Here is a 20,783-nt window from a genome sequence, read left to right on the forward strand (position 1 = left end):
ATTTTTGCCTTGGGCCTTTTGCGCTCTTAGTATCATTTTCTTACCAGCGGAAGTGTGCGAATGCACGGTTAGCTTCAGCCATACGGTGAGTATCTTCACGTTTCTTAACAGCTGCACCAGTGTTGTTCGCTGCATCCAAGATTTCTTTTGCAAGACGATCAACCATTGTGTGTTCACCACGTTGACGAGCGATTGTTACCAACCAACGAAGTCCAAGTGTTGTACGACGTTCTGGACGAACTTCAACTGGGACTTGGTAGTTAGAACCACCAACACGGCGAGCACGTACTTCAAGTACAGGCATGATGTTTTCCATAGCTGTTTCGAATACTTCAAGAGCATCGTTTCCAGTAGCTTCTTTAATTTGTTCGAAAGCTCCGTAAACGATTGAAGCAGCTGTACCACGTTTACCATCAAGCATAACGCGGTTGATAAGACGAGTAACTAATTGTGAATTGTAAAGCGGATCTGGCAATACATCGCGTTTAGGCGCACGGTTTTTACGACTCATTTTTCTTTATCCCCTTTCCTTATGCTTTTGGTTTTTTAGTACCGTATTTAGAACGGCCTTGTTTACGATCGTTTACACCTGCAGTATCAAGTGCTCCACGGACGATATGGTAACGTACCCCTGGAAGGTCTTTTACACGTCCACCACGAAGAAGAACCACGCTGTGTTCTTGCAAGTTGTGTCCGATACCTGGGATATAAGCAGTTACTTCGATCAAGTTGCTCAAACGTACACGAGCGAATTTACGAAGGGCTGAGTTAGGTTTTTTAGGTGTCATTGTTCCAACACGAGTTGCAACACCACGTTTTTGTGGTGAAGAAACGTTTGTTTGAACTTTTTTATGACTGTTGTAACCAACGTTCAAAGCTGGTGATTTAGATTTTTCTACTTTTGATTTACGCGGTTTGCGAACCAATTGGTTAATTGTAGGCATCTACATTCTCCTGTGAAATTTTTTATTTTTGGTGATGGTACACTTGGTGACAGCTACCATCTGTGTGTACTTTTGCAACATTTGTCAGCACGTCCCTGTACACTCTTGAGAGACCAAAAGTAAAAAGTACCGTCTATTATTATAACATGACGGCACTTTGATTGCAAGATGTTTTTTTATTTTTTAAAGAAGTCGAAAAAGTTCATTATTGACCAGCTTCAGCAGGTTCTTCTGCCCCTGCATCTGCAGCCGGAGCATACTGTTGTTGCTGTTGTGGTTGAACTGTCGCATTGGCTCCAGCTACTCCAGCATTAGTATTAGCATTGGCATTGGCATTAGCATTTGCGTTCGTGTTGGCATTAGCGTCTGTTTGAGTCTGCTGTGTTGCCGCTGTGTCACTCTCATAGGTCAGCCCATAATAGTTAGCGATGTATTGGATACGGGCCTCAAGCGATTGCTTTTGAGTCGCATCTTTGACTTTCTTCACAGCAGCTTGGGCAGCGTTCACAGAATCTTGACTTGGAGTTGTTTCCATTTGAACGACTGCTTTTTCAGCAGCTTCTGTATTTTTCTTTTCTTCTTTCTTTTCTTTTTCTTCCTTTGTTTCCTTTTTCACTGGAAGGGAACCTGTTTTTTTAGCAGGTTGAATTTCTGTCGTTACCTGGGCAGCCGTATTCTTTTTAACGGTATACAAACCAGCTACCAAAATAAAGGATAAAGACAGAACTGTCACCAATCGAATCCACAAAGGACTATTATCAAATCGATCTAAAATTCTTTTCACTTTTTGATCCTCCTTTGTTGCTCTTAATCAAAGATATTCCCAACTTCGACACTCAATTTATTTTCTTTTACATCGATGTTGGTCACGCGCAATAAGGATTTGTGTTCAAAGAATTCCCGGTCGGTTGCAGCATTATCCGCAAAGACAGCTACTCCGGCTAATTCAGAATCGAATTCAGCCAAGAGGCTGACCATCCCGTTAATCGTTCCGCCACCTTTAAGGAAGTCATCGACAATCAAGACCCGGCTTCCTGCTTTTAGGCTCCGTTTTGAAAGGAACATTTTCTCAATACGATCCCCACTTGAGCCTGAAACATAGTTGACACTAACGGTTGACCCTTCTGTGATTTTCAAATCACGACGGACAATAACAAAAGGAACATTCAAGACATTGGCTACTGCATTGGCTAGAGGAACTCCCTTGGTCGCTACGGTCATGACAGCATCAATCTTCTTATCCCGGAAGGCTTTGGCAATGATGCGTCCGATCCGATTCAAAATCTTCGGATTACTCAAAAGATCAGATAGGTAAATGTAGCCACCAGGAAGGATACGATCACTTTCAGACAGTTGCTTGCAAAGATCTTCGACGATTTCTTTGGATTCTTGATCTGAGATAGACGGTGTAAAGATAACACCTCCACCAGCTCCTGTGATGGTCTCAATATTTCCGATTTCCATCTCTTCAAATGCACGCTTAATGATCACGATATCTTCTGAGATGGAAGACTTGGCAGACTCATACTTTTCCGCAAACGTATTGAGGCTAGTCAATTCATAAGGATGGTTGATCAAGTAATTAGAAATCACGACCATCCGTTCACTTCTTCTTAATTTCATTTTCTCACCATGTAGTTTTTTCTATCATTATACCATAAGAAGCGAAAAAAACGAACATTCTGATTTACAGAAGGCCGTTTTTCCCTGATTATTTTATTTTTGGCAGAATCATTCCCGTATTTCTCGCTGTTTTTACTAGTCGAGATTCGGTTTATAGAAGGAACGATTTTCCATAGCAAAGATTTTATTGGTCATTTCGCCAGGACCAATTAAGCCAAGTGCTGTTGTCATCATCATCATTTCCGCATCCAAATTGTCGATCATATGAATAATCTCTGCTTCCATGATTTTTGGACGAACAGGACTACCGTATTCCAGCAAGCCATGGTGACTCAAGATCACATGGCGAAGGACGATGACTTCTTCTTTTTGGTCATCAATCTTCAACTCTTGCAAGACCTTGGTGATTTCTTCATCGATCAGTGCAATGTGGCCGATGAGGTTGCCTCGAACAGTGTATTCTGTATTTTCAGGTCCCGTCAACTCGATCACTTTGGCCAAATCGTGTAACATAATCCCTGCAAAGAGCAAACTTTTATTCAACTGAGGATAGATATCGCCGATACTATCTGCCAAGCGGACCATGGTTGCCGTATGATAAGCAAGGCCTGCTTCAAAGGCATGGTGGTTGGTCTTAGCAGCTGGATAGCTATAAAACTCTTTCTCATATTTCCCATAGAGGGCCCGGACAATCCGTTGCCAGACTGGATTTTCAATTTTGAAAATCATGTTTGACAGGTATTCATGCAATTCTTTGGGATCTACTGGTGGTTTTTCCTTGAAGTCTGCTGGATTGTTAGGCTCTCCTGCTTGTGGCAAACGCATGTTCAATTGATTGACTTGCGGGGTATTATTGTAAACTTCTCGACGGCCAGACATATGGACCACGCGCCCAGCTGTAAAGCTCTCTACATTGTGGGGTTGAGCGTCCCATAGTTTGCCTTCGATTGTACCGGTCTCATCCTGGAAGACAAAGGCTAAGTAGTTTTTCCCGGCCCGCGTTTGACGCACTTCTGCTGACTTGATCAAATAGAATCCTTCGAACAATTCATCTTTTTTCATTTGGTTAATTTTGACCATCATCTTCTCCATCTTCTATATATACATCTAGTCCCAGCAGGTCCTCATCGCTTTCGATTTGGCGGAGTGTCCGCTCGATGGCACTGGTCCGTCTGGTTAGCAAATCATCAATATTATTGGAAGCATTCTTTAAATGGCGCTGAGTCTTGGCCAGAATCCCTCCAAACTTATGGAATTCTGATTTGACCGATCCCAACACCTTGCTAATGTCATCTGCACTCTTTTGGATGTTGAGCGTTTTAAAGCCAACAGACAAGGAGTTCAAGAGGGCTGATAGCGTACTTGGCCCAGCCACTAAAATTTGTTCGTCTCGACGCAAGCGATCGAAGAATTCTGGATTGCGAACCACTTCGGAATAGAGGCCTTCAGTTGGCAAAAAGAGAATTCCGAAATTCGTTGTCGCTGGTGGAAAGAGGTATTTTTGTTGGATATCCTTAGCAAAACGCTTGATACTAGCAAGAAGGGCCTTGCGGTAACGCTCGATCTCCTCTTTCTCTCCTGATTCATAAGCTTCTTCCAGACGATAGTAGTCTTCCAGTGGGAATTTAGAGTCAATCGGCAGATAGACTGGCTCCTCTCCTTGTCCTGGAAGCTTAATAGCATACTCCACGCGCTCACTGGATTGGGGAACGGTGACAAACTCCCGCTCATACTGGGCTGGGGTCAAGATATCTTCAATGATTTGACCCAGCTGCAATTCGCCCATAATCCCACGCGTCTTGGTATTGGAGAGAACTTTATTAAGGGTTCCGACATCCCGCGCCACCGTCTGCATTTCTCCCAACCCTTTGTTGACCGACTCCAATTGTTTTGAAACCGTCTCAAAGGAGGTCTGTAAGCGGTGCTGCAAGGTTTTCTCCAATTTTTCTTCTACCGTTTGGCGCATCTGTTCTAGCCGCACTTCATTGGACTCTTGGATCTGGCGCATGCGCTCATCTGTTTTGTCCCGATTTTTAGTAAAGTGCTCGTTCATCTCAGCGCGCAGAGCCGTCGTCTGCTGGTGGATCTCCACTCGCATCTCGGTTAAACGATCTGTCAGAGCGATCTCTAACTGCTGATTGGCAATCTGGCTTGCTTGTCTTTCTTTTTCAAAACGATAGTCCAACTGGTCTGTCAAATGATCCTCGTGGTCTTCCAGCATCTCTCGTAAAGCCGGTCTGGTATCATCTGACCGTTGCAAGAGATAGATGAGGAGGCCCAGATTGAGCAGGCCAATCAGAAGCAGAATGATATTCATATTAACCTCTGTCTTTACTATAAACAATGACAAGATAGCCACGATCTAGACTCAATTGAATCGGTTGATCCAAAAATTCATTGGAGCCATACATGGCCTTCAAAAAATAATTCTCCTGATGGAGCGGATACTTGGCCCCTGTGATCTCTAGGTGCCCTTGTCCGACAGGCATAAAACCAACATAGGACATGGCTGGATCTGGCTGAATCTCATGGCAACCAGCTGGTCTGTAGATCAATCGATTTTGACCATCGACTAATTGGATCTGCTCCATATAGGGAGCTAGGTCTGGATCGGTCGGCAAAAAGATATTGGACAAAAAGTGATCCAAACGACCGCCAAAGGCACCATAAACGGTGACAGCAGCCTCTGGATAGGCCTCAAAGGCCGCTTTCAAGGCCAATTCCAAATCCGTATCGTTCTTTTCAGGGACGGATTGAACAACCTGCTTGGCTTGGGTTTGGATCTTGCGCAAATCGGTCTCAGAGACAGAATCGAAATCCCCCACAGCCATATCTAAAGGCAGACCTTTTTCCAGTAACTTCAAACAGCCTCCGTCAACGCCTACATAAACGTCATGATCTCTTGGCAAGAGCGTGCTGTCACCTCCTGCCAGTATTGCGATGTTACCCATTTACAGCATCTCGGAGCGTTTGAACGCGCTCATTGACATCTCCATTAAAGACATAAGAGCCTGCTACAAAAACATTGGCCCCGGCTTCTTTTGCTTGGGAAATACTTTGAGCATCAATTCCTCCATCGACTTCGATATCAAAGTCGAAGCCTTTTTCTTCACGAAGCGCGGCTAATTCGCGCACCTTGTCCATGGTTTCAGGCAAGAAGGCTTGGCCACCGAATCCTGGATTAACGGTCATGACCAAGACTTGATCCACCAAGTTCAAGACGTGTTTGATACTGTCTACAGGGGTCCCTGGATTAATCACAACACTAGCCTTCACACCCGCTTGACGAATTTTTTGAAGAGCTCCGTGAATATGGGGAGTCGCTTCTACGTGGATGCTGATGATATCAGCACCTGCACGGGCAAATTCTTCGATATGGTGTTCAGGATTGGTGACCATCAAGTGGCAATCAAAGACCAACTTGCTATGTGGACGCATGCTCTCTACGACACCAGCTCCAAAGCTGATATTGGGTACAAAATGGCCATCCATGACATCGATATGGGCATAGTCAGCTCCTGCTGCTTCTAAGCGTTTCAATTCACTTTCAAAATTGGCATAATCGGCACTCAAAATTGAGGGGGCTAATTTCATTGTTTTCATCGTTGTAGTGTCTCCTATTTTGGCATTTTTTTCGAAACTTTTTTATAGGTTTCGCGACGGTTTTCAATCTCACTTAGAAATTGCAAGTAATCCTCATAACGGAAAGGCGCAATTTCCTCTCTTTCAACGGCTGGTTTCACCGCACAAGCTGGCTCATGCGTGTGGGTACAGGTACGAAATTTACAAGAGTGGCTCACATCGGCGATCTCTGGGAAGGCCTGATTTAAGTCTTCACTGGTCGTCACTTCATAATCAAGGGAGGAGAAACCAGGCGTATCTGCGATCTTTCCTCCATTTAAATGGTAAAAGCTGACAGCTCGGGTCGTGTGTCGACCGCGCCCCAGACTATCTGAAATCTCACCCGTTTCAAGCTCCAGATCCGGAGCGATTTTATTGAGCAAGGTCGATTTTCCTACACCGGTCTGTCCCATAAAGACCGTGGTTTGATTGGTCAAAAGGGGCAAGAGTTCCTCAATCGACAAGACAAAATCATAGCCAATAGCCTGATAGATTCCTTGGTAGTAGTGGATGTCTTCCATATCTTCTAACAAGTCCAGTTTTGAAATATAGACAATGGGATGAATCCCCTTATGCTCCAAAAGAACCAGAAAACGGTCTAAAAGATTGGCATTGAAATCAGGTTCCTTAGCTGACATGATGACTACCGCCTGATCAATATTGACAATAGGAGGGCGCACGAGGCTATTTTTTCGAGGCGCAATGCTCAAAATGTAGCCTTCTGAATTCTCTTCAGCAGAGAACTCCACCTGATCCCCCACATAAGGAGTCTGTCCTTTTTTTCTAAAATTTCCACGAGCCCGTGTCTGGTAAATGTGACCATCTGACTCCACGTAGTAGAAGCCAGCCAAGGCCTTGACGATTGTTCCTTGCAAATCGCACTCCTTTGAGATTAATACTCCTATTATACCAAAAAATGAGAAATAAGGCTGGATTGCTTGATAAGAAAAAACGAAAAGTGAACCTCTCCGGACACTTTTAGAAACGAATAGCTTCGTTGTTTAAACGGATAGAAACAGAAGACGGAGTATCCGTTATGACTTGTCTTTTAGCAGAATTCGGGAAAGGGCACCTTCCTTTTTTTCCTTGGCATTTTTCCTAAAAAGTGTATAATAGAACTATGCGGAGGTGGTGGAACGGCAGACACGCATGCTTCAGGCGCATGTGCCCCTTCGGGCGTGAGGGTTCAAATCCCTTTCTCCGCATCTTGGAAAGGTGGCCCAGCTCGGTACGGCACCGGACTCGAAATCCGGCAAGTGGATTTTATTCACGCGCGGGTTCAAATCCCGTCCTTTCCTTCTACAACAAACAAGACATGAGCTACGAAGCTCATGTCTTTTCTGTTATTTTATTCCTGCTTCTAGAAGGCCATCTGCTAGGCGAGCGAAGTCTTCTAGGCTAAGAGCTTCTCCTCGTACAGAAGGTTGCAGGCCTGCAGCTTGGATTCCTGCTTCCAGTTTGGCTTTGATTTCTTCGGTCTTGCCAAAGCGACTGGTCAAGTTGTTCCAAAGTGTCTTCCGCCGGTGGACAAAGCTAGCCTTGCTGACAGAGAAGAAGAAATCTTCATCCTTGACGGCCACTGCTGGTTCTTCGCGACGCACCATCTTGAGGATGGCAGAGTCGACATTTGGCGCTGGCACAAAGACGGTGCGTGGTACGATAAAGGCCACCTTAGCTGTCATATAGTATTGGACTGCAATAGACAAAGACCCATAAGCCTTGGTGTTGGGCTCAGCTGAAATACGGTCGGCGACCTCTTTTTGCATCATGACCACAAATTCTTGGAAAGGAATTTTAGACTCAATCAAGTGCATGAGGATGGGAGTCGTGATGTAGTATGGAAGGTTGGCTACTACCTTAATTGGAAGCTCTGGATTTTTAAACTCTGCGATGTACTGGTTGAGATCCACCTTGAGGATGTCTTGGTTGACAACCGTGACATTGTCAAAATCACGCAAGGTATCCGCCAAAATAGGAACCAAGCGATCATCGATCTCAAAAGCCATGACTTCTGCGGCATTTTCTGCCAAAAATTCTGTCAAAGCTCCAATTCCGGGACCGATTTCGATGACATTGACCTGCTGATCAATCTCAGCTGTATCCACAATTTTTTGAAGGATGTTGGTATCGGTCAAGAAGTTCTGACCGAAGGATTTTTTAAAGGTAAAACCGTGACGCTCCAGCACTGCCTTGGTCACGCTATAATCTGCAATTCTCATTTTTTCTCTTTTCTAATCAGTTTAGGGGTAAAGGATCCCCTCTACTTCCGTCTTAATAACTGGCCATGGCCTCTTCGACTTGGGCCAAACAAATTCCAAACAACTCCAAGCGTTTGATCAATTGCTTGCCATTGCAGTAGCCGATGCGCAAGATTTCGCCTAGATATTCCCGCCGTTTGCGACTATCGCTTCCCATCAAAAGTCCAAGCCGCATCAAGTCGGTCTTTGTGATATCAAAGAAATTTTCATCTTTGTAAGACCCGACCAGTCCAGCTAGGGCTTTTTCTAAATCTTCAAAGTTCGCATGCTCCACTCCCAAGGAACGGCCCTTGGTTTTTGATTTGGGCACTGCCTCGCCGCGATTTAAAAAGGCATGCTTGGCCTGGGGCACCTCTTGCATAATGATCTTGCGAATTCGCTCGCCATTGTAGTCTGGATCGGTAAAGACAATGACCCCACGCAACTCTTGCAAGGTAGCAATTCGTTCCAAGTCATCTTGATCGATCGCAGAACCTCGCGTTTCATAGGTATCCACCTCATAAAAACGACGGAGATTGGCTGTGTCGTCCTTGCCCTCCACGACAATTACTTCTGGTATTTTTCTTTTCTCAGTCAAGGCCAAATACCTTTCTCGCATTGTCATAGGTGGCTTGAGCTACTTCTTCTGTTGTTAAGCCACGTAGTTCTGCAATAAAATCTACCACATAACGAGTGTAGGCTGTTTTATTTTCCCGACCACGTTTGGGAACTGGTGCCAGATAAGGGGCGTCTGTTTCAACCAAGATCTTGTCTAATGAAAGGCCAGCTGCCGCTTCTTGGACATCTGTGGCTTTCTTAAAGGTCACCACTCCCGAAAAAGAAATCATCATTCCTAGATCAATGAAGCGTTTAGCTTCTTCTAAACTTCCTGAGAAAGAATGCATGATCCCACCGCGAGGACCGACTCCTTCACTCTTGATGATGGCATAAGTATCTTCTAAAGCATCACGTGTATGCACCACAAAAGGGAAGTCCAAGTCCTTAGACAATTGAATCTGACGACGAAAAACCTTTTCTTGGACATCTTTTGGTGCCGTCATCCAGTGGTAATCCAGACCGATTTCTCCGAGTGCGACGACTTTGGGATGTTTTAGCTGTTCAAGTAAATAGGCCTCCACTTCAGGACTATAATCGCCCGCCTCAGTGGGGTGCCAACCAAGCGTGAGATAGAGTTCTGGGTACTGGTCTGCCAACTCCATGGCACGCTCAATCGTCGGTTTGTCAAAACCAACGATATTGTGGGCTACAACACCCATTTCCTTGGCCAAGTCGAGCTCTTCTTGTTCTTTTCCTGCGAATTCTTCCACATTGAGATGGGTGTGGGTATCAAAAATCTGCATGATCTTCCTTTTCTTCCGAGTTTTTCTTCCTTCTATTATAGCAGAAAGCGCCTCTAAATTCACTTTCGGACAAAACAAAAACCAGTAGTCTCGAGTTTCTACTGGTTTTTAGGTTTTTATCTGAATTAGGCAGCCAAAACTTTGCGTCCTTTACGACGACGAGCTGCCAATACGCGACGACCATTTTTAGTTGCCATACGGTGACGGAAACCATGTTTGCGCGCACGACGAAGTTTACTTGGTTGATAAGTACGTTTCACGATGAATACCTCCTCATAGATTTTGTATTCGTTTAGCCGGCTAGTTGTGATCAGTTACTAAACATACTTTACTATTCTATCGGATTCGACTCTATTTGTCAATAGCTATGGCAAAATTGTTGCAAATACAGGTCGGAGAACACCTTTCTACTCCTGACGGGTTGCCAAGTAATAGGGTTCCAGAGCCACCAGCGCCTCTTGCAACTGTTCCAGGATATCCTCAAGAGAACCTTCCTCGACTAGAGAAACATCGTATTTGACGAGGACCTTACGAACCGCTCCGTCTGCTACTGCTTGTAACAAATCATGGCGATTCTTTTCTGTTCCTTCTACCCTTTGACTCTCTCCATTTTTCTGGACGAAATAATAAACTGGCTGAGAGATAGGAAGGGTGAGAACCTTGTGTTGCTTTTGAAGGCTCTCCTCATCTTTTTTTCGCTCGATAAAGCTCACCTCTAAGGAAACTCCAAAATCAGCTGCATCTCCATAGAGTCTCAAGGCAAACATGGGCTCTGCCATCGTCCCCTCTCCTTTTAGATAGGCCCAAAAATGAGGCCGCAAGACCTGGGCCTGGTTCATCCATTGGCTGGTCCGATCCTGCTCCAAGTAAGGGTGACGCTGCTGAAAGGCCGAGACTAAATCGGTGAATTCCTTACGAGCTGCTTGAGCTAGGGCACGATACTGCTCCATCTCTGAGGCTAGCACGCCTGCCTTTGCTGGAGCCTGGTATTTCATTCCTTGAAGTTTTAAAAACTCTCGAATCGCAGCAAATGACATTTGCTTCCTTTCTAAACCTAAAAAAGGAGAGATCGGCTCAATCCCGTCTCTCCCTTATGGGAAATAATAGCTAGATTATCCTTCGATGTCTACCACCACGTAACGGTTTGGTTCTTCCCCTTCAGAGTAGCTAGTGACTCCTTCCATCTTAGAGACGATCCGGTGAATGATTTTGCGTTCACTGTTTGACATCGGATCTGTCTGTTGGGCTTGCCCATCCTCGAGGGCACGTGTTGCCAACTTCTGAGCATAGCTTTGAAGAACTTCTGCCCGGTGTTCTACATAGTCATTAACATTAATGGTAATGTAAAAATTCTTTGAGTAGCGGTTATAAAGATAGTTTTGTGCCAAGAGTTGAAGAGCCTTCAAGACTTTCCCATGGTAGCCGATGACACGTCCTGGCTCATTGGTATCAATTTGCATATTGACCGTACGGCGGTTGTGACTACTTGAGATGGTCGCATCCACATCCATTTCATCGATTACTGTTTGAACATAGGCTGTCACATCTGTGACGACTTCTTCGATATTGTAGTTTTCCTCTACTTCGATACCAAGGTTTGAGAAATCAGACTCATTTGATTCTTTTGCTACTGGTTCTTTAACTTTCTCAAGGATATGTTCATGCCCTTTTTCTTCAAGAACGGTATCTGCTTCTTTGTCATGTTTCAGGATTTCTGTCTTGATTTCTTCAGAGACAACTTCTCCTTCTTCTTCGACCTTTTTGATCGCTGCAACGACGCGTCCGAGATCGACCGTTGCTTCGCTCACTGTCTTAACCGGCTCGTTTTGCGCATTGATTTCATCTGGGACACCTTTGACGGCTTTTTGATTGGCTTTCACAACCGTTGTTTCTGCAATCGGCTCAATCTCAACCTGGGCTGGTTTTTTCCCAAACAAGCCAAGAAAACCTTTCTTCTCACGCGCTACAACTGTAATATGTGCCTTCATACGGGGAATATTTAAATCGTTCAGGCCTTTTTGAATAGCTTCTTCAACAGTTGCTCCAGTATATAGGACCATATGTCCACCTCTTTCTTATTTTTTCTTTTTCTGTGCTTTGTTTAGGGCACGGCGTTTTTGTTTTTCCATGTCTCGCGAAGCTTGCTCTTTTGCTTCACGCTCTGCGATAATCTTGAAGGGGTTGTTCAAGAGATAGGTCTGTCCGACTTGATAAGCATTGGAAGTCACCCAGTAGAGTGCGACCCCGCTGGCTGAGAACAAGGCAAAGAAGAAGATCATCACAGGCATCACATACATCATGGTTGTTGCACTCCCATTGCGCTCTGGCATGGCTTTATTGGTCAACCAACTACTGAAAAATGTGAAGAGCGCTGCAAGAACCGGCAAGATGTAAGTCGGGTCGATCGCGCCAAGGTCCAACCAAAGGAAGTGACCGACTTTAAGGAATTCGACACGGCTCAGAGCTTGGAATAAGGCCATCAAAACCGGCATCTGAATCAAGAGAGGAAGAAAGGCTGAAGATGTTTTGACGCCTTTTTCCTTGTAAAGGGCCCGCATCTCTTCAGAAAGCTTGGTCCGACTATCTAGATCCTTTCCAGGATACTTGGCTTGCAATTCCTTGAGTAGGGGTTGAATTTCCTGCATCTTGCGGGTTGAATTCATTTGATATTGGAAAAGCGGCAAGAGGACCGTCCGGATCACAATGGTAAAGACGATAATCCCCACACCGATACTTCCGCCAAATGACAAGAAGCGAATGGCTTCGGCAAAGAAGTAGACGAAGCGTTCCCAACCACCTGTCGACTGAGCTGTCACTTGAGAGGTTCCACAAGCTGTCAAGACCAATAAGGCCGCTCCTAATAATCCAGTTAACTTCAGTTTCTTTTTCACATTATTCCCTTTCTTGGTAGACATGTGCTAATTTTAAGACATGTACAAGATTTTTCTCTACTTGATGAAAGTCGAGCTCCTCCACTCCTTTACGAGCAATGACAACAAAATCATCGGTCGTAAGGAAGGCTTGGTGTTTGATCAAAACATGGCGAATCAAACGTTTGATGCGATTTCTGGTCACAGCATTTCCCAGTTTCTTACTAACAGACAGGCCGACTCGAAAATGCGGTTGGTCTTTGCGCAAGCGGTAAACAACGAATTTCCGATTGGCAACATTTTGACCACTTTTAAAAATAGCATTAAAATCTTTGTCACGTTTGACGCGGTAGCTTTTTTTCAAACCTCAACTCCCTCTTTTAAATTTATTCTATTATACCATATTTTCAAAAAAAACCAATCTCACTCAGGAAATCGGTTGTTACTTAAATACAGATAAAAGTAAAGGCAAGGTGTAGTAGAGATTGAGCAAGATATGAGCCAAAATAGGAGCAAGGAGCGTCTTACTCCGATAATACAGGATCCCAAAAATCACACTCGGCAGGAGATAGATGATAGAAGCTCCTAGCGAAAAGGGATTGTGGAGAAAATGTAGGCCACTGTAGATGATGGCTGGAAGCCAAATCTCTGCATAGAGTTTCCAGCCTTTGAAGTAGGCATTCACCAAGGCTCCACGAAAGATCAGCTCTTCTGTCACCGGCCGGATGACGACCATTGCGATCACTAAGATAAGCACCCCTGTGGGACTAATTTCCCGTGGAAACAGGCTCAAAACGGCTGCCCGTCCTTGAACAAAACCACTGATGAAGTAGTCCAACCAGTAAACCAAACAGGCCGCAAAAACGGCTTCTATCAGAGCTTGAAGAGGGTTCTTCCCCAGCTTAAACTGCGCTTTTTTAGAAAAACGATAGACCAAAAATCCTGTAAAGACTGCATAGAGGCCTTCTAGGCCAAATAAGGTCCAATAATAGCTATTGGCGCTTGCTACACTATTGGAGACATACTGGGCCAAGGGGCGAAATTGAGGCCGAACATAAAAATAAAACAAGAGCAGAAAGAGGGGATACAGCAGTGAGAGCTTTCCTTTGATGAATTTCATAGATACCTTTCCTATAAAGTATGACAAATCGTATAGTGCATCTTACCATAATCGTGACAAGGTTTCAATGAAAAAGGATGCCTTCCTACTCTCTGAGATAGGCCACATAACCACCTAGGACAGCGACTAAAATCAAGAGACAAAGAAGAGTTTCCAGCCATACGAGAGCTGTCAAGAAAGGTAGTTGCAACAAGCCTTGGGCCATTTTCAAAGAGGTCGCTGTGATAACTGTTGGAAAGGTCAGGGCTGAAAAAGCAGGTTGAAAACCTTCTGTGATCATTCTCGGTAGGCGCGTCAAAACAAAGAAATAAAAACCTTGCGAGGCCACCACCATGATCAGTAAGAACCAGACAGGCAGGCTTGCTCCACCCACACGAACCAGGGCTGCTAAAAGAAGGGAAAAGGGAGCACAATAGATGCCTTCTTGGCCCAATAGATGACTGGGTAAAGGGGACTGCTTCAAATCATGGTAGATAAGGGGATAAAGAAGAAAGGTCAAACCAAAACCAATCACTAAAGCGAGATAAGCAATCTCTCTGATTCCTACAACTGGATAAGTCAAAGCTGCTACTGCAATGCCCACATAGAGAACGGTCCAACTGGGAGTGGCATTGGCTCTTGGTCGCGCTAGGACATGGGTCTTGGTAAAATAGAGAATTAAGCCCAGATCCAAGAGAAAGGCAGACCACCAGACCAACTGTGATAGACCTCCAAAGGCGGGAAAGAGGCGCAAAAGATAGGTGGATAGAATCATCCCTGCCATGGGAAAAGTCGCCATCCCAGATAAAAGGGCTGGTTGTTGGAGTTCTATCTTGGTTTCTTGCCAGCGAATCGCATGATAAACGACAAAGAAAAACCAGAAGAACAAACCTGTCAGACTAAAGGCGTGGGCAAGGAAGGGTAGCGAGTCTGCAAGAAGGTTGCCAGCGCCAACCAGTCCTAACAGACAGCCTGAAAATACTAAGGGGATCTTTTTCATCGGGAGCTCCAATCATGTTGTCGCTTTCAGTATACCATAAAAGAGAAGGAAGCAGGATAAAAAAAGAGAGTGGGACAGAAATCGGTAATTCGTTAGAATTCGATTTCGTCGTCCCACCTCCGCACAGTTGAGTAGGGCTGTAAAAGCTGATGAAATCAGCGTAGTAGAGCCCACTCAACCACTGCGTCTTGTTCGACAATCCAAAAATAATTGAGAGGCTAGGACTTTTGTCCCAGCCTCTTCAAATTGTAGATATCTCTTTAATTTTTTAAGTATCATTTAGGTTGCATTATGTAAGAAACAGATGGATTACATTCTAAAAGAAGTTGGAGAATACCAACTTCTTTTTTTATCCATTCTATTAAAGACTAGGCCTGTACGACCATCATATAAAGAAATAAGGATACGAGAAAGACGATACTAACAACGAGGGTCGCTAGTTTGAGTCCACGGTGAGACCGCCAGTAACTTGGTTTTCCTAGGTTACTGGTCGCATCTGTTGAGAGCGATTGTTGTTGGCGAGGCTGCAGGGTGATCAGAACCACAAGAGCGAGGGATAAGATCGAGATCCCGATTGCAAATACCATTTCCATCTTAGGATCCTCCTAACACTCTGAAGAGGGTAAAAATAACTCCCAGCAGAATCACCAAACCAATGATCACATTAAAAGTAACATTGATCTTTTCAGAACGTGTCGTCTTTTCTTTTTCGGCAGGACGGCGTTTGAGAGACTCCATCCGTCCTTCTACTTCTTTGTAAAATAAATCTTTCTTACGATCACTCACTGTATCCACCTATCCCTTCTTGCAAGCGAGCTTTGAAAACAGCTGGCTCAACGCTACTTGATTGGGCAATTTGTTGCGCAATGGCTTCTCTGTAGTTATCCACAGATTGGTAGATTTTCTGGATACGGGACACCATATCTGCTTCTTTTCCTTGATCAAAGATATTGGCTTGTGCGAGGAAGTGACGGTCATGCAGGGTATGGCTAAAGGCAAGGATGACTTGCTGGTGTTCGAAGGCCTTGCGAACAATGCCTTGTACCTCTGCATAGTGGTTGATATCCAGATAAATACTAGAGACCTTAAGCAACTCTTTGATCCGCTCTTGACTGATATTTTGGTACAAGACCACATTTGGGTAGCGGACCATAGACAAGAGGCTCGCAGACATCTCCGTCAAAGCTGCTACACGGAAGGTCACATTTGGCAAGTTCTCTACTAGGTAGGTCAAGGCTTCGATCTGATCCGAATTGGTCAAGACAAAGGCATCTTTACGGATATCGTCTTTCACCTTGAAATCATACAGGTAGCCAAGGGGACCAAAATAGCTATGCTGATCTTGCGAGGTCAACTGCAAAGCACGATGATAGGTCGCGTTTTGCGGAATCAAGATCTTCTTGGTCCGGATTTCTGGGCTCTTTAGAATCAACTGCATGTTGCCCGGAAGGCTGTCGTGAAGAGGCTCTTGCCACACCAGGACGTCGCGTCCTTTGATGCCTTTATTGCCCAGCTGGAGACTAATGCTAAAGGAGGTAGCCAGCGTATTGTAGACCAAACCATCTAGATCAAAACCACGATACTCTAGATAAAAGACAAAGTAATCTAAGCGATTCTTGAAAATCCGCATGGGTTGATGGTCCAAGGTCAAGATCAAATCCCCTGTTTGGTGATTCTCTGTCAAGCGCTCGATATCCCCTTCAAAATAAGTGGTCACCAAATACTGTCCCTGATCGCCACAAGTCGTTACAGCAATCTTACGACCGTATTGGTCATAGTGCTCAACCATGACCACTTGTCCCTTATCATCTAACCACTCTAAGCGCTCGACGATGCGTTTATAGGAAGCAGCATGGTACACAATTCGAGCCTTTTCTTGACCATAGTAGGTCACTTTCCCCGAACTGTTGTCCCCAGAAACTTCCCAGAAATCAGGCACTGGAACTTCATTAAAGTAGCGTCCCCGCTTCTCCCCTTTTGGTTGACCCAAGAAATAGATAAAGGGAGATTCGACACCGTCTGGTAAGAAACCGTTTGGCTCCAAAACAACGGTCGGGTGGTCAAAGCCAGACTCTTTCATGGAGTGGAGCAGGTCTTGGCTTTCACGAGAATAACTATCAAATACGTTCAGCATGTGTCACCTCTTCTATCAATTGTGCCCAAGCTTCTTCTACTCGGCTGGTCAAAAAGTCTTCTGCACGCGCATAAGATGCTTGACGCATGCTGGCTAGATCATCTTTTTTGTATAGCTGGATCATTTTTTCCGCAAAGGCAGAAGCAATCTGGTCGACCACTTGATCTGCTGAAGGCGGAATGAGATAGCCATTTTTACCTTCTGTAACAAAGGTCTGGTTGCCATAAGGAACGTCAAAACCGATTATCGGAAGACCAGAACCAATCGCCTCCATCAAGGTCAACCCAAAGCCTTCACTGGTCGACGCTGACAGGTAAACCTCATAGTTCTTATAAATTTCCTCTAAATTGGCATGCCCTTTGAGGTGGATATAATCTGCTGCCCCCAATTCATCAATTAGAGAACGCAACTTGCCTTCTTCTCCACCTTTTCCATAGATGTCAAAAGACAGTTCTGGCAATTCTTTTTTGGCGCGAACCACTGCTCGCACCAACCAGTCAATATGCTTTTCTGTCGCCAAACGAGAGGCAGTAATCATAGAAAATGGGGTGCGATTTTCGTTTTGTGGCAAGCTTGCAAGACTCCCAACTGGAATGGTATAGATAGCTGGCTGATGGTTGGTGTATTTGGCAAACTGCTCGGCCAAGATTTCTTTTTGGCGGTCAGTCGCGACAATAAAGAAGTCCACCTTGTCTGCATTGGTAAATTGGTACTCGTAGTAGTTGTTCCACAGGATATACTGATCATCAACATTATTGGCACTGAAGTGCTCGGCGTGAACGACCACACCCAGACGGGCTTTTTGCGCTTCTTCAAAGATAGGCTGACCGATATTAGTTTCCCGATCCAAAATTACCAGATCTTGTTTGGTCAATTGAAGAGTTTGCATGAAGTAGCGGATCAATTCTTGGCGACCAACTAGGTAGCGATCTGGAAAACGATAAATTTCGCGGCCATCTGCCATCTGCATGCTGTAGGCAACCGTCCCGTCTTCATTGTAAAAACGGCGCTCAATCAAGTTGGCTTGATTGTTTTTGGGAATGAAGTACTCAGTACAATAGCGGGTATAGGAGAAATAATCCTTTCTCACCAAAATTCCTCTAGACACGTACTCGCAACGTTCAACATAGGGACTGTTTTCTGCGCACAGGTAGCAGGTCAAAAAGTTGTCCTGGTCCTCATAAAAGAAACGCTTGATCTTACCATCGACTTCTTCACGAGTCGGTTTCCCGGCAAAACCTGCTAAGACCTGATCAATGGTATAGGTCGTTGGCGCAATTTTTATATCTGTAAAATGGCTATAGAGCCAGATGATTTCATCATTTTTAAAACCGATATTTTCTGTTAAATGTTGGATATTATCGGCTAGAATCATATCCATAAAGACAAACTTGGCTGGTTGATGGATATTGCGTAACAACTGGGCACGGTAGGCCTGGGCATACTCAACACCACTGCTGGCCCAACCGATTCCAAGGTTGATATTGTATACTGTCATAATGTCCTCTTTTATGGGAAATGCAAGACAATTTCCCCTTTTTTATTGATTTCTACTCGACTCAGTAAGAGATTGCGGACCATTTGTTCTTTGGCCGCCTCTTTCATTCGTTCAAAGGATTGGTAGGCTTCTTGGAAAAATTCTACCAAAGGGTTTTTCTGACTGGTGTACTGACCAGAGAGCGCCATGCGCAATTGTTGCAGATAGTCTACCTGCTCTACCCAGTTTTCATCGATAGCTTTTAGGATCGCCATGCGCTGGAATTGGGCGATCACCTCATCGGTGCCTAAGATCTCATACTTAGCTTCCAACTCGCTTTTAGCAATCTCCCATAAGAAATTCTCTTTGGTTTTCTTGCTACGGAAGGTTTGGTGGGCCTTTTCCGGATCTACTTGGTAGCTCACATTGTCTAACATATAGCGATAAAAAGCTACCGGTTCCTTGTATTCTTTTTTATGGGCTACACTTGAAAAGACGGAACGAAGCACTTTTTCAACGATATCATCCAAGCGTCCTTCTTGTTTAATCAAGCGGTCGCGCTCTTCGTAGACGATGGCACGCTGAATATTCATGCTTTCCGCAAATTCTAGTGTCATCCGACGACTGGCCTGACCAGAACTTTCACTAGCATTTTGAGCTCGCTCCACCAAGTTTCTATACTTGCGCTTGGTCAGAGCTTTGGCTGAACCAATTCGCTCATCCACATCATAGTCTTGATAGGTATCCTGGATCCAGTCTGGCCCCCAGTTTTTCATCAAATCGTCTTCCAAAGAGACGAAGAACTTGGTCAAACCGGGATCTCCTTGGCGACCTGAACGTCCCCGAATTTGAAGGTCAATCCGCTGGTTCATCATCCGCTCAGTCCCAACAACCACCAAGCCACCTAACTCAGCGACTCCTGGTCCCAACTTGATATCGGTTCCCCGACCGGCCATTGAGGTCGCAACCGTCACAGCTCCTTTTCGACCTGATTCCTTAATGATCTGGGCCTCTCGAGGAGCATTGTTGGCATTAAGAAGATTGTGTGGAATCCCTTCCCGCAAAAGAAGATTCGAGTAAAGAATCGACATCTCAACGGATCCGGCAAAGACCAGAATCGGATTGCCCTTTTCGTGGATCTTCTTCACATAATCCAAGGAAGCCACGATTTTCTCTGGCAAGGTCTGATAGATTTCATCTGGCAAATCCTTGCGGATCTTCTTGCGATTGGTTGGGATCTTGATCACTGACATGGCATAGGTATCAAGAAACTCTGCCTCAGCGACCTTCCCAGTCCCAGTCATGCCACCCAACTTCCGAAACATCTTAAAGAGGTTTTGGTAAGTAATAGAAGCCATGGCCCGTGTTTCTTGGGTGAGCTTGAGACCCTCTTTGGCTTCAATCGCCTGGTGGAGTCCTCCTTGCAAACGGGTCATTTCCATCAAGCGCCCCGTCGCCTGGTCTAGTAAGACAATCTCCGGTTGCCCTTCGACATTGGGATGGATGACATAATCCTTATCCTTAATAAAGTTTTTATTGGCCTGCAGGGCTAAGCTGATATGGCGGACCAAGTCACGGTATTGGGGATCATAGAGGTTGGGAATGGCTAGAAAGGCTTCTGCTGCATGAGCTCCTTTTCGAGTCAACCAAACTCGTTTCTTTTCTTCATCAAACTTGAAGTCTTCCCCTTCTTTGAAGGTTTGGATCAGGGTATCAATAATCCCATAAAGGTTGGACTGAACCCGAGGAGAACCAGAAATAATCAAGGGAGTCTGAGCACTATCAAGGAGCACCGAATCAATCTCATCAACAATGGCGTAATTGAAGTCTGCCAAAAATTGGCCATCTGCAGAAGCCGTCAAGTTCTCTGTTAAATAGTCAAAGCCCAAACTGGTATTGGTCGTATAAATGACATCTGACCGGTAAATCTCCCGTTTGACTTCTGGATCTAATTCTTCGTCTTCTGATTGTTTCAAGGGAACTCCAACAGTCAAGCCCAAAAAGCGGTAGACCTGTCCCATCTCTTCTGCATCCCGAGTTGCCAGATAGGTATTGGTCGTAATAACCATGACCCCTTTGCCCTCTAAGGCATTGAGATAAACCGGCATAGTTGCCGTCAAGGTCTTTCCTTCACCGGTATTCATTTCAGCGACATTGCCTTGGTGGAGGACAATCCCTCCCATGACTTGCACGTCATAAGGAAACATGCCCAAGACCCGTTTATCAGCTTCCCGCGCAACTGCAAATGCTTCCGGTAAGAGATCATCCAAGGTCTCACCCTCTGCTAGACGTTCCCGAAATTCCACAGTCTTCTCCTGTAGTTGTTGATCCGTCAAGCGGGCCATGTCATCCTTCCAGCTATTGACTTCTTTTAAGATTTTTTTGATGTTTCTTAATTTAACGTAATCCAATGTAAT

24 protein-coding genes and 2 tRNA genes are annotated in these 20,783 nt (G+C 44.9%); 2 read left to right on the forward strand and 24 right to left on the reverse strand.

Annotated features, from left to right (window positions below; translation table 11 throughout):
- Positions 1-40 precede the first annotated feature (40 nt).
- The 9 genes from rpsG to rsgA form a co-directional block, all read right to left on the reverse strand.
- Positions 41-511 carry a 30S ribosomal protein S7 gene (rpsG, locus tag LIZ08_RS05315; protein WP_003003105.1) on the reverse strand — a complete coding sequence of 157 codons (471 nt, stop codon included), beginning with the start codon at positions 509-511 and terminating at the stop codon, positions 41-43.
- 19 nt (positions 512-530) lie between these two features.
- The gene (gene rpsL, locus LIZ08_RS05320; RefSeq protein ID WP_003003125.1) at positions 531-944 is read right to left on the reverse strand and encodes a 30S ribosomal protein S12; all 414 of its coding nucleotides are present in this window, start codon (positions 942-944) and stop codon (positions 531-533) included.
- Positions 945-1,149: 205 nt separating this feature from the next.
- On the reverse strand, positions 1,150-1,728 hold the full coding sequence (locus LIZ08_RS05325; RefSeq protein ID WP_227038432.1) for a hypothetical protein: 579 nt from the start codon (positions 1,726-1,728) through the stop codon (positions 1,150-1,152).
- 23 nt (positions 1,729-1,751) lie between these two features.
- On the reverse strand, positions 1,752-2,567 hold the full coding sequence (gene purR, locus LIZ08_RS05330; protein ID WP_003012466.1) for a pur operon repressor: 816 nt from the start codon (positions 2,565-2,567) through the stop codon (positions 1,752-1,754).
- 135 nt (positions 2,568-2,702) lie between these two features.
- Positions 2,703-3,647, reverse strand: a complete 945-nt coding sequence (locus LIZ08_RS05335; protein ID WP_227038433.1) for a 3'-5' exoribonuclease YhaM family protein — start codon at positions 3,645-3,647, stop codon at positions 2,703-2,705.
- On the reverse strand, positions 3,634-4,884 hold the full coding sequence (locus tag LIZ08_RS05340) for a DNA recombination protein RmuC (RefSeq protein ID WP_003012406.1): 1,251 nt from the start codon (positions 4,882-4,884) through the stop codon (positions 3,634-3,636). Before LIZ08_RS05340 ends, LIZ08_RS05335 begins: the two co-directional genes overlap by 14 nt.
- Position 4,885: 1 nt before the next feature.
- On the reverse strand, positions 4,886-5,518 hold the full coding sequence (locus LIZ08_RS05345; protein WP_227038434.1) for a thiamine diphosphokinase: 633 nt from the start codon (positions 5,516-5,518) through the stop codon (positions 4,886-4,888).
- Positions 5,511-6,170 (reverse strand): ribulose-phosphate 3-epimerase, encoded by a 660-nt coding sequence (gene rpe / locus LIZ08_RS05350; RefSeq protein ID WP_227038435.1) that lies wholly within the window; start codon positions 6,168-6,170, stop codon positions 5,511-5,513. The genes LIZ08_RS05345 and rpe overlap by 8 nt, the downstream gene beginning before the upstream one ends.
- A gap of 14 nt (positions 6,171-6,184) precedes the next feature.
- Positions 6,185-7,063, reverse strand: coding sequence for a ribosome small subunit-dependent GTPase A (gene rsgA, locus LIZ08_RS05355; protein WP_031573894.1), 879 nt, complete (start codon positions 7,061-7,063; stop codon positions 6,185-6,187).
- 247 nt (positions 7,064-7,310) lie between these two features.
- Between rsgA and LIZ08_RS05360 the strand changes: the two genes are divergently transcribed.
- Positions 7,311-7,393, forward strand: a tRNA-Leu gene (locus LIZ08_RS05360).
- A 4-nt stretch (positions 7,394-7,397) separates the two neighbouring features.
- A tRNA-Ser gene (locus LIZ08_RS05365) sits at positions 7,398-7,486 on the forward strand.
- A 45-nt stretch (positions 7,487-7,531) separates the two neighbouring features.
- Here LIZ08_RS05365 and rsmA read toward each other — a convergent pair.
- The 15 genes from rsmA to secA2 all read right to left on the reverse strand — a co-directional run bounded on the left by rsmA (position 7,532) and on the right by secA2 (position 20,783).
- Complete coding sequence (gene rsmA / locus LIZ08_RS05370; protein WP_227038436.1) at positions 7,532-8,407, reverse strand: 16S rRNA (adenine(1518)-N(6)/adenine(1519)-N(6))-dimethyltransferase RsmA; 876 nt, start codon at positions 8,405-8,407, stop codon at positions 7,532-7,534.
- A 52-nt stretch (positions 8,408-8,459) separates the two neighbouring features.
- Complete coding sequence (gene rnmV, locus LIZ08_RS05375; RefSeq protein ID WP_227038446.1) at positions 8,460-9,044, reverse strand: ribonuclease M5; 585 nt, start codon at positions 9,042-9,044, stop codon at positions 8,460-8,462.
- The gene (locus LIZ08_RS05380) at positions 9,016-9,786 is read right to left on the reverse strand and encodes a TatD family hydrolase (protein WP_227038437.1); all 771 of its coding nucleotides are present in this window, start codon (positions 9,784-9,786) and stop codon (positions 9,016-9,018) included. The genes rnmV and LIZ08_RS05380 overlap by 29 nt, the downstream gene beginning before the upstream one ends.
- Before the next feature lie 125 nt (positions 9,787-9,911).
- On the reverse strand, positions 9,912-10,046 hold the full coding sequence (gene rpmH, locus LIZ08_RS05385; RefSeq protein ID WP_003003086.1) for a 50S ribosomal protein L34: 135 nt from the start codon (positions 10,044-10,046) through the stop codon (positions 9,912-9,914).
- A gap of 147 nt (positions 10,047-10,193) precedes the next feature.
- A complete protein-coding gene (locus LIZ08_RS05390; protein WP_227038438.1) occupies positions 10,194-10,823 on the reverse strand; it encodes a ribonuclease P in 630 nt (209 codons plus the stop codon).
- Between the two features lie 75 nt (positions 10,824-10,898).
- A complete protein-coding gene (jag, locus tag LIZ08_RS05395; RefSeq protein WP_155170290.1) occupies positions 10,899-11,846 on the reverse strand; it encodes an RNA-binding cell elongation regulator Jag/EloR in 948 nt (315 codons plus the stop codon).
- 15 nt (positions 11,847-11,861) lie between these two features.
- The gene (locus LIZ08_RS05400) at positions 11,862-12,677 is read right to left on the reverse strand and encodes a YidC/Oxa1 family membrane protein insertase (protein ID WP_003015944.1); all 816 of its coding nucleotides are present in this window, start codon (positions 12,675-12,677) and stop codon (positions 11,862-11,864) included.
- Position 12,678: 1 nt separating this feature from the next.
- Entirely contained in the window at positions 12,679-13,020 is a 342-nt protein-coding gene (gene rnpA / locus LIZ08_RS05405) for a ribonuclease P protein component (protein ID WP_003002960.1), read from the reverse strand.
- 78 nt (positions 13,021-13,098) lie between these two features.
- A complete protein-coding gene (locus LIZ08_RS05410) occupies positions 13,099-13,776 on the reverse strand; it encodes a CPBP family intramembrane glutamic endopeptidase (protein ID WP_227038439.1) in 678 nt (225 codons plus the stop codon).
- Between the two features lie 85 nt (positions 13,777-13,861).
- Complete coding sequence (locus LIZ08_RS05415) at positions 13,862-14,755, reverse strand: TDT family transporter (RefSeq protein ID WP_227038440.1); 894 nt, start codon at positions 14,753-14,755, stop codon at positions 13,862-13,864.
- 368 nt (positions 14,756-15,123) lie between these two features.
- Positions 15,124-15,348 (reverse strand): accessory Sec system protein Asp5, encoded by a 225-nt coding sequence (asp5, locus tag LIZ08_RS05420; protein WP_003003038.1) that lies wholly within the window; start codon positions 15,346-15,348, stop codon positions 15,124-15,126.
- Between the two features lies 1 nt (position 15,349).
- On the reverse strand, positions 15,350-15,550 hold the full coding sequence (asp4, locus tag LIZ08_RS05425) for an accessory Sec system protein Asp4 (protein WP_023919249.1): 201 nt from the start codon (positions 15,548-15,550) through the stop codon (positions 15,350-15,352).
- Positions 15,534-16,889 (reverse strand): accessory Sec system glycosylation chaperone GtfB, encoded by a 1,356-nt coding sequence (gene gtfB / locus LIZ08_RS05430; protein WP_227038441.1) that lies wholly within the window; start codon positions 16,887-16,889, stop codon positions 15,534-15,536. The genes asp4 and gtfB overlap by 17 nt, the downstream gene beginning before the upstream one ends.
- On the reverse strand, positions 16,873-18,387 hold the full coding sequence (gene gtfA / locus LIZ08_RS05435) for an accessory Sec system glycosyltransferase GtfA (protein ID WP_023919253.1): 1,515 nt from the start codon (positions 18,385-18,387) through the stop codon (positions 16,873-16,875). Before gtfA ends, gtfB begins: the two co-directional genes overlap by 17 nt.
- 11 nt (positions 18,388-18,398) lie before the next feature.
- The gene (gene secA2 / locus LIZ08_RS05440; protein ID WP_080674705.1) at positions 18,399-20,783 is read right to left on the reverse strand and encodes an accessory Sec system translocase SecA2; all 2,385 of its coding nucleotides are present in this window, start codon (positions 20,781-20,783) and stop codon (positions 18,399-18,401) included.

This window comes from Streptococcus sp. 210928-DFI.4.42 (genome assembly GCF_020554365.1).
Taxonomy (GTDB): Bacteria; Bacillota; Bacilli; order Lactobacillales; family Streptococcaceae; genus Streptococcus; species Streptococcus parasanguinis_S.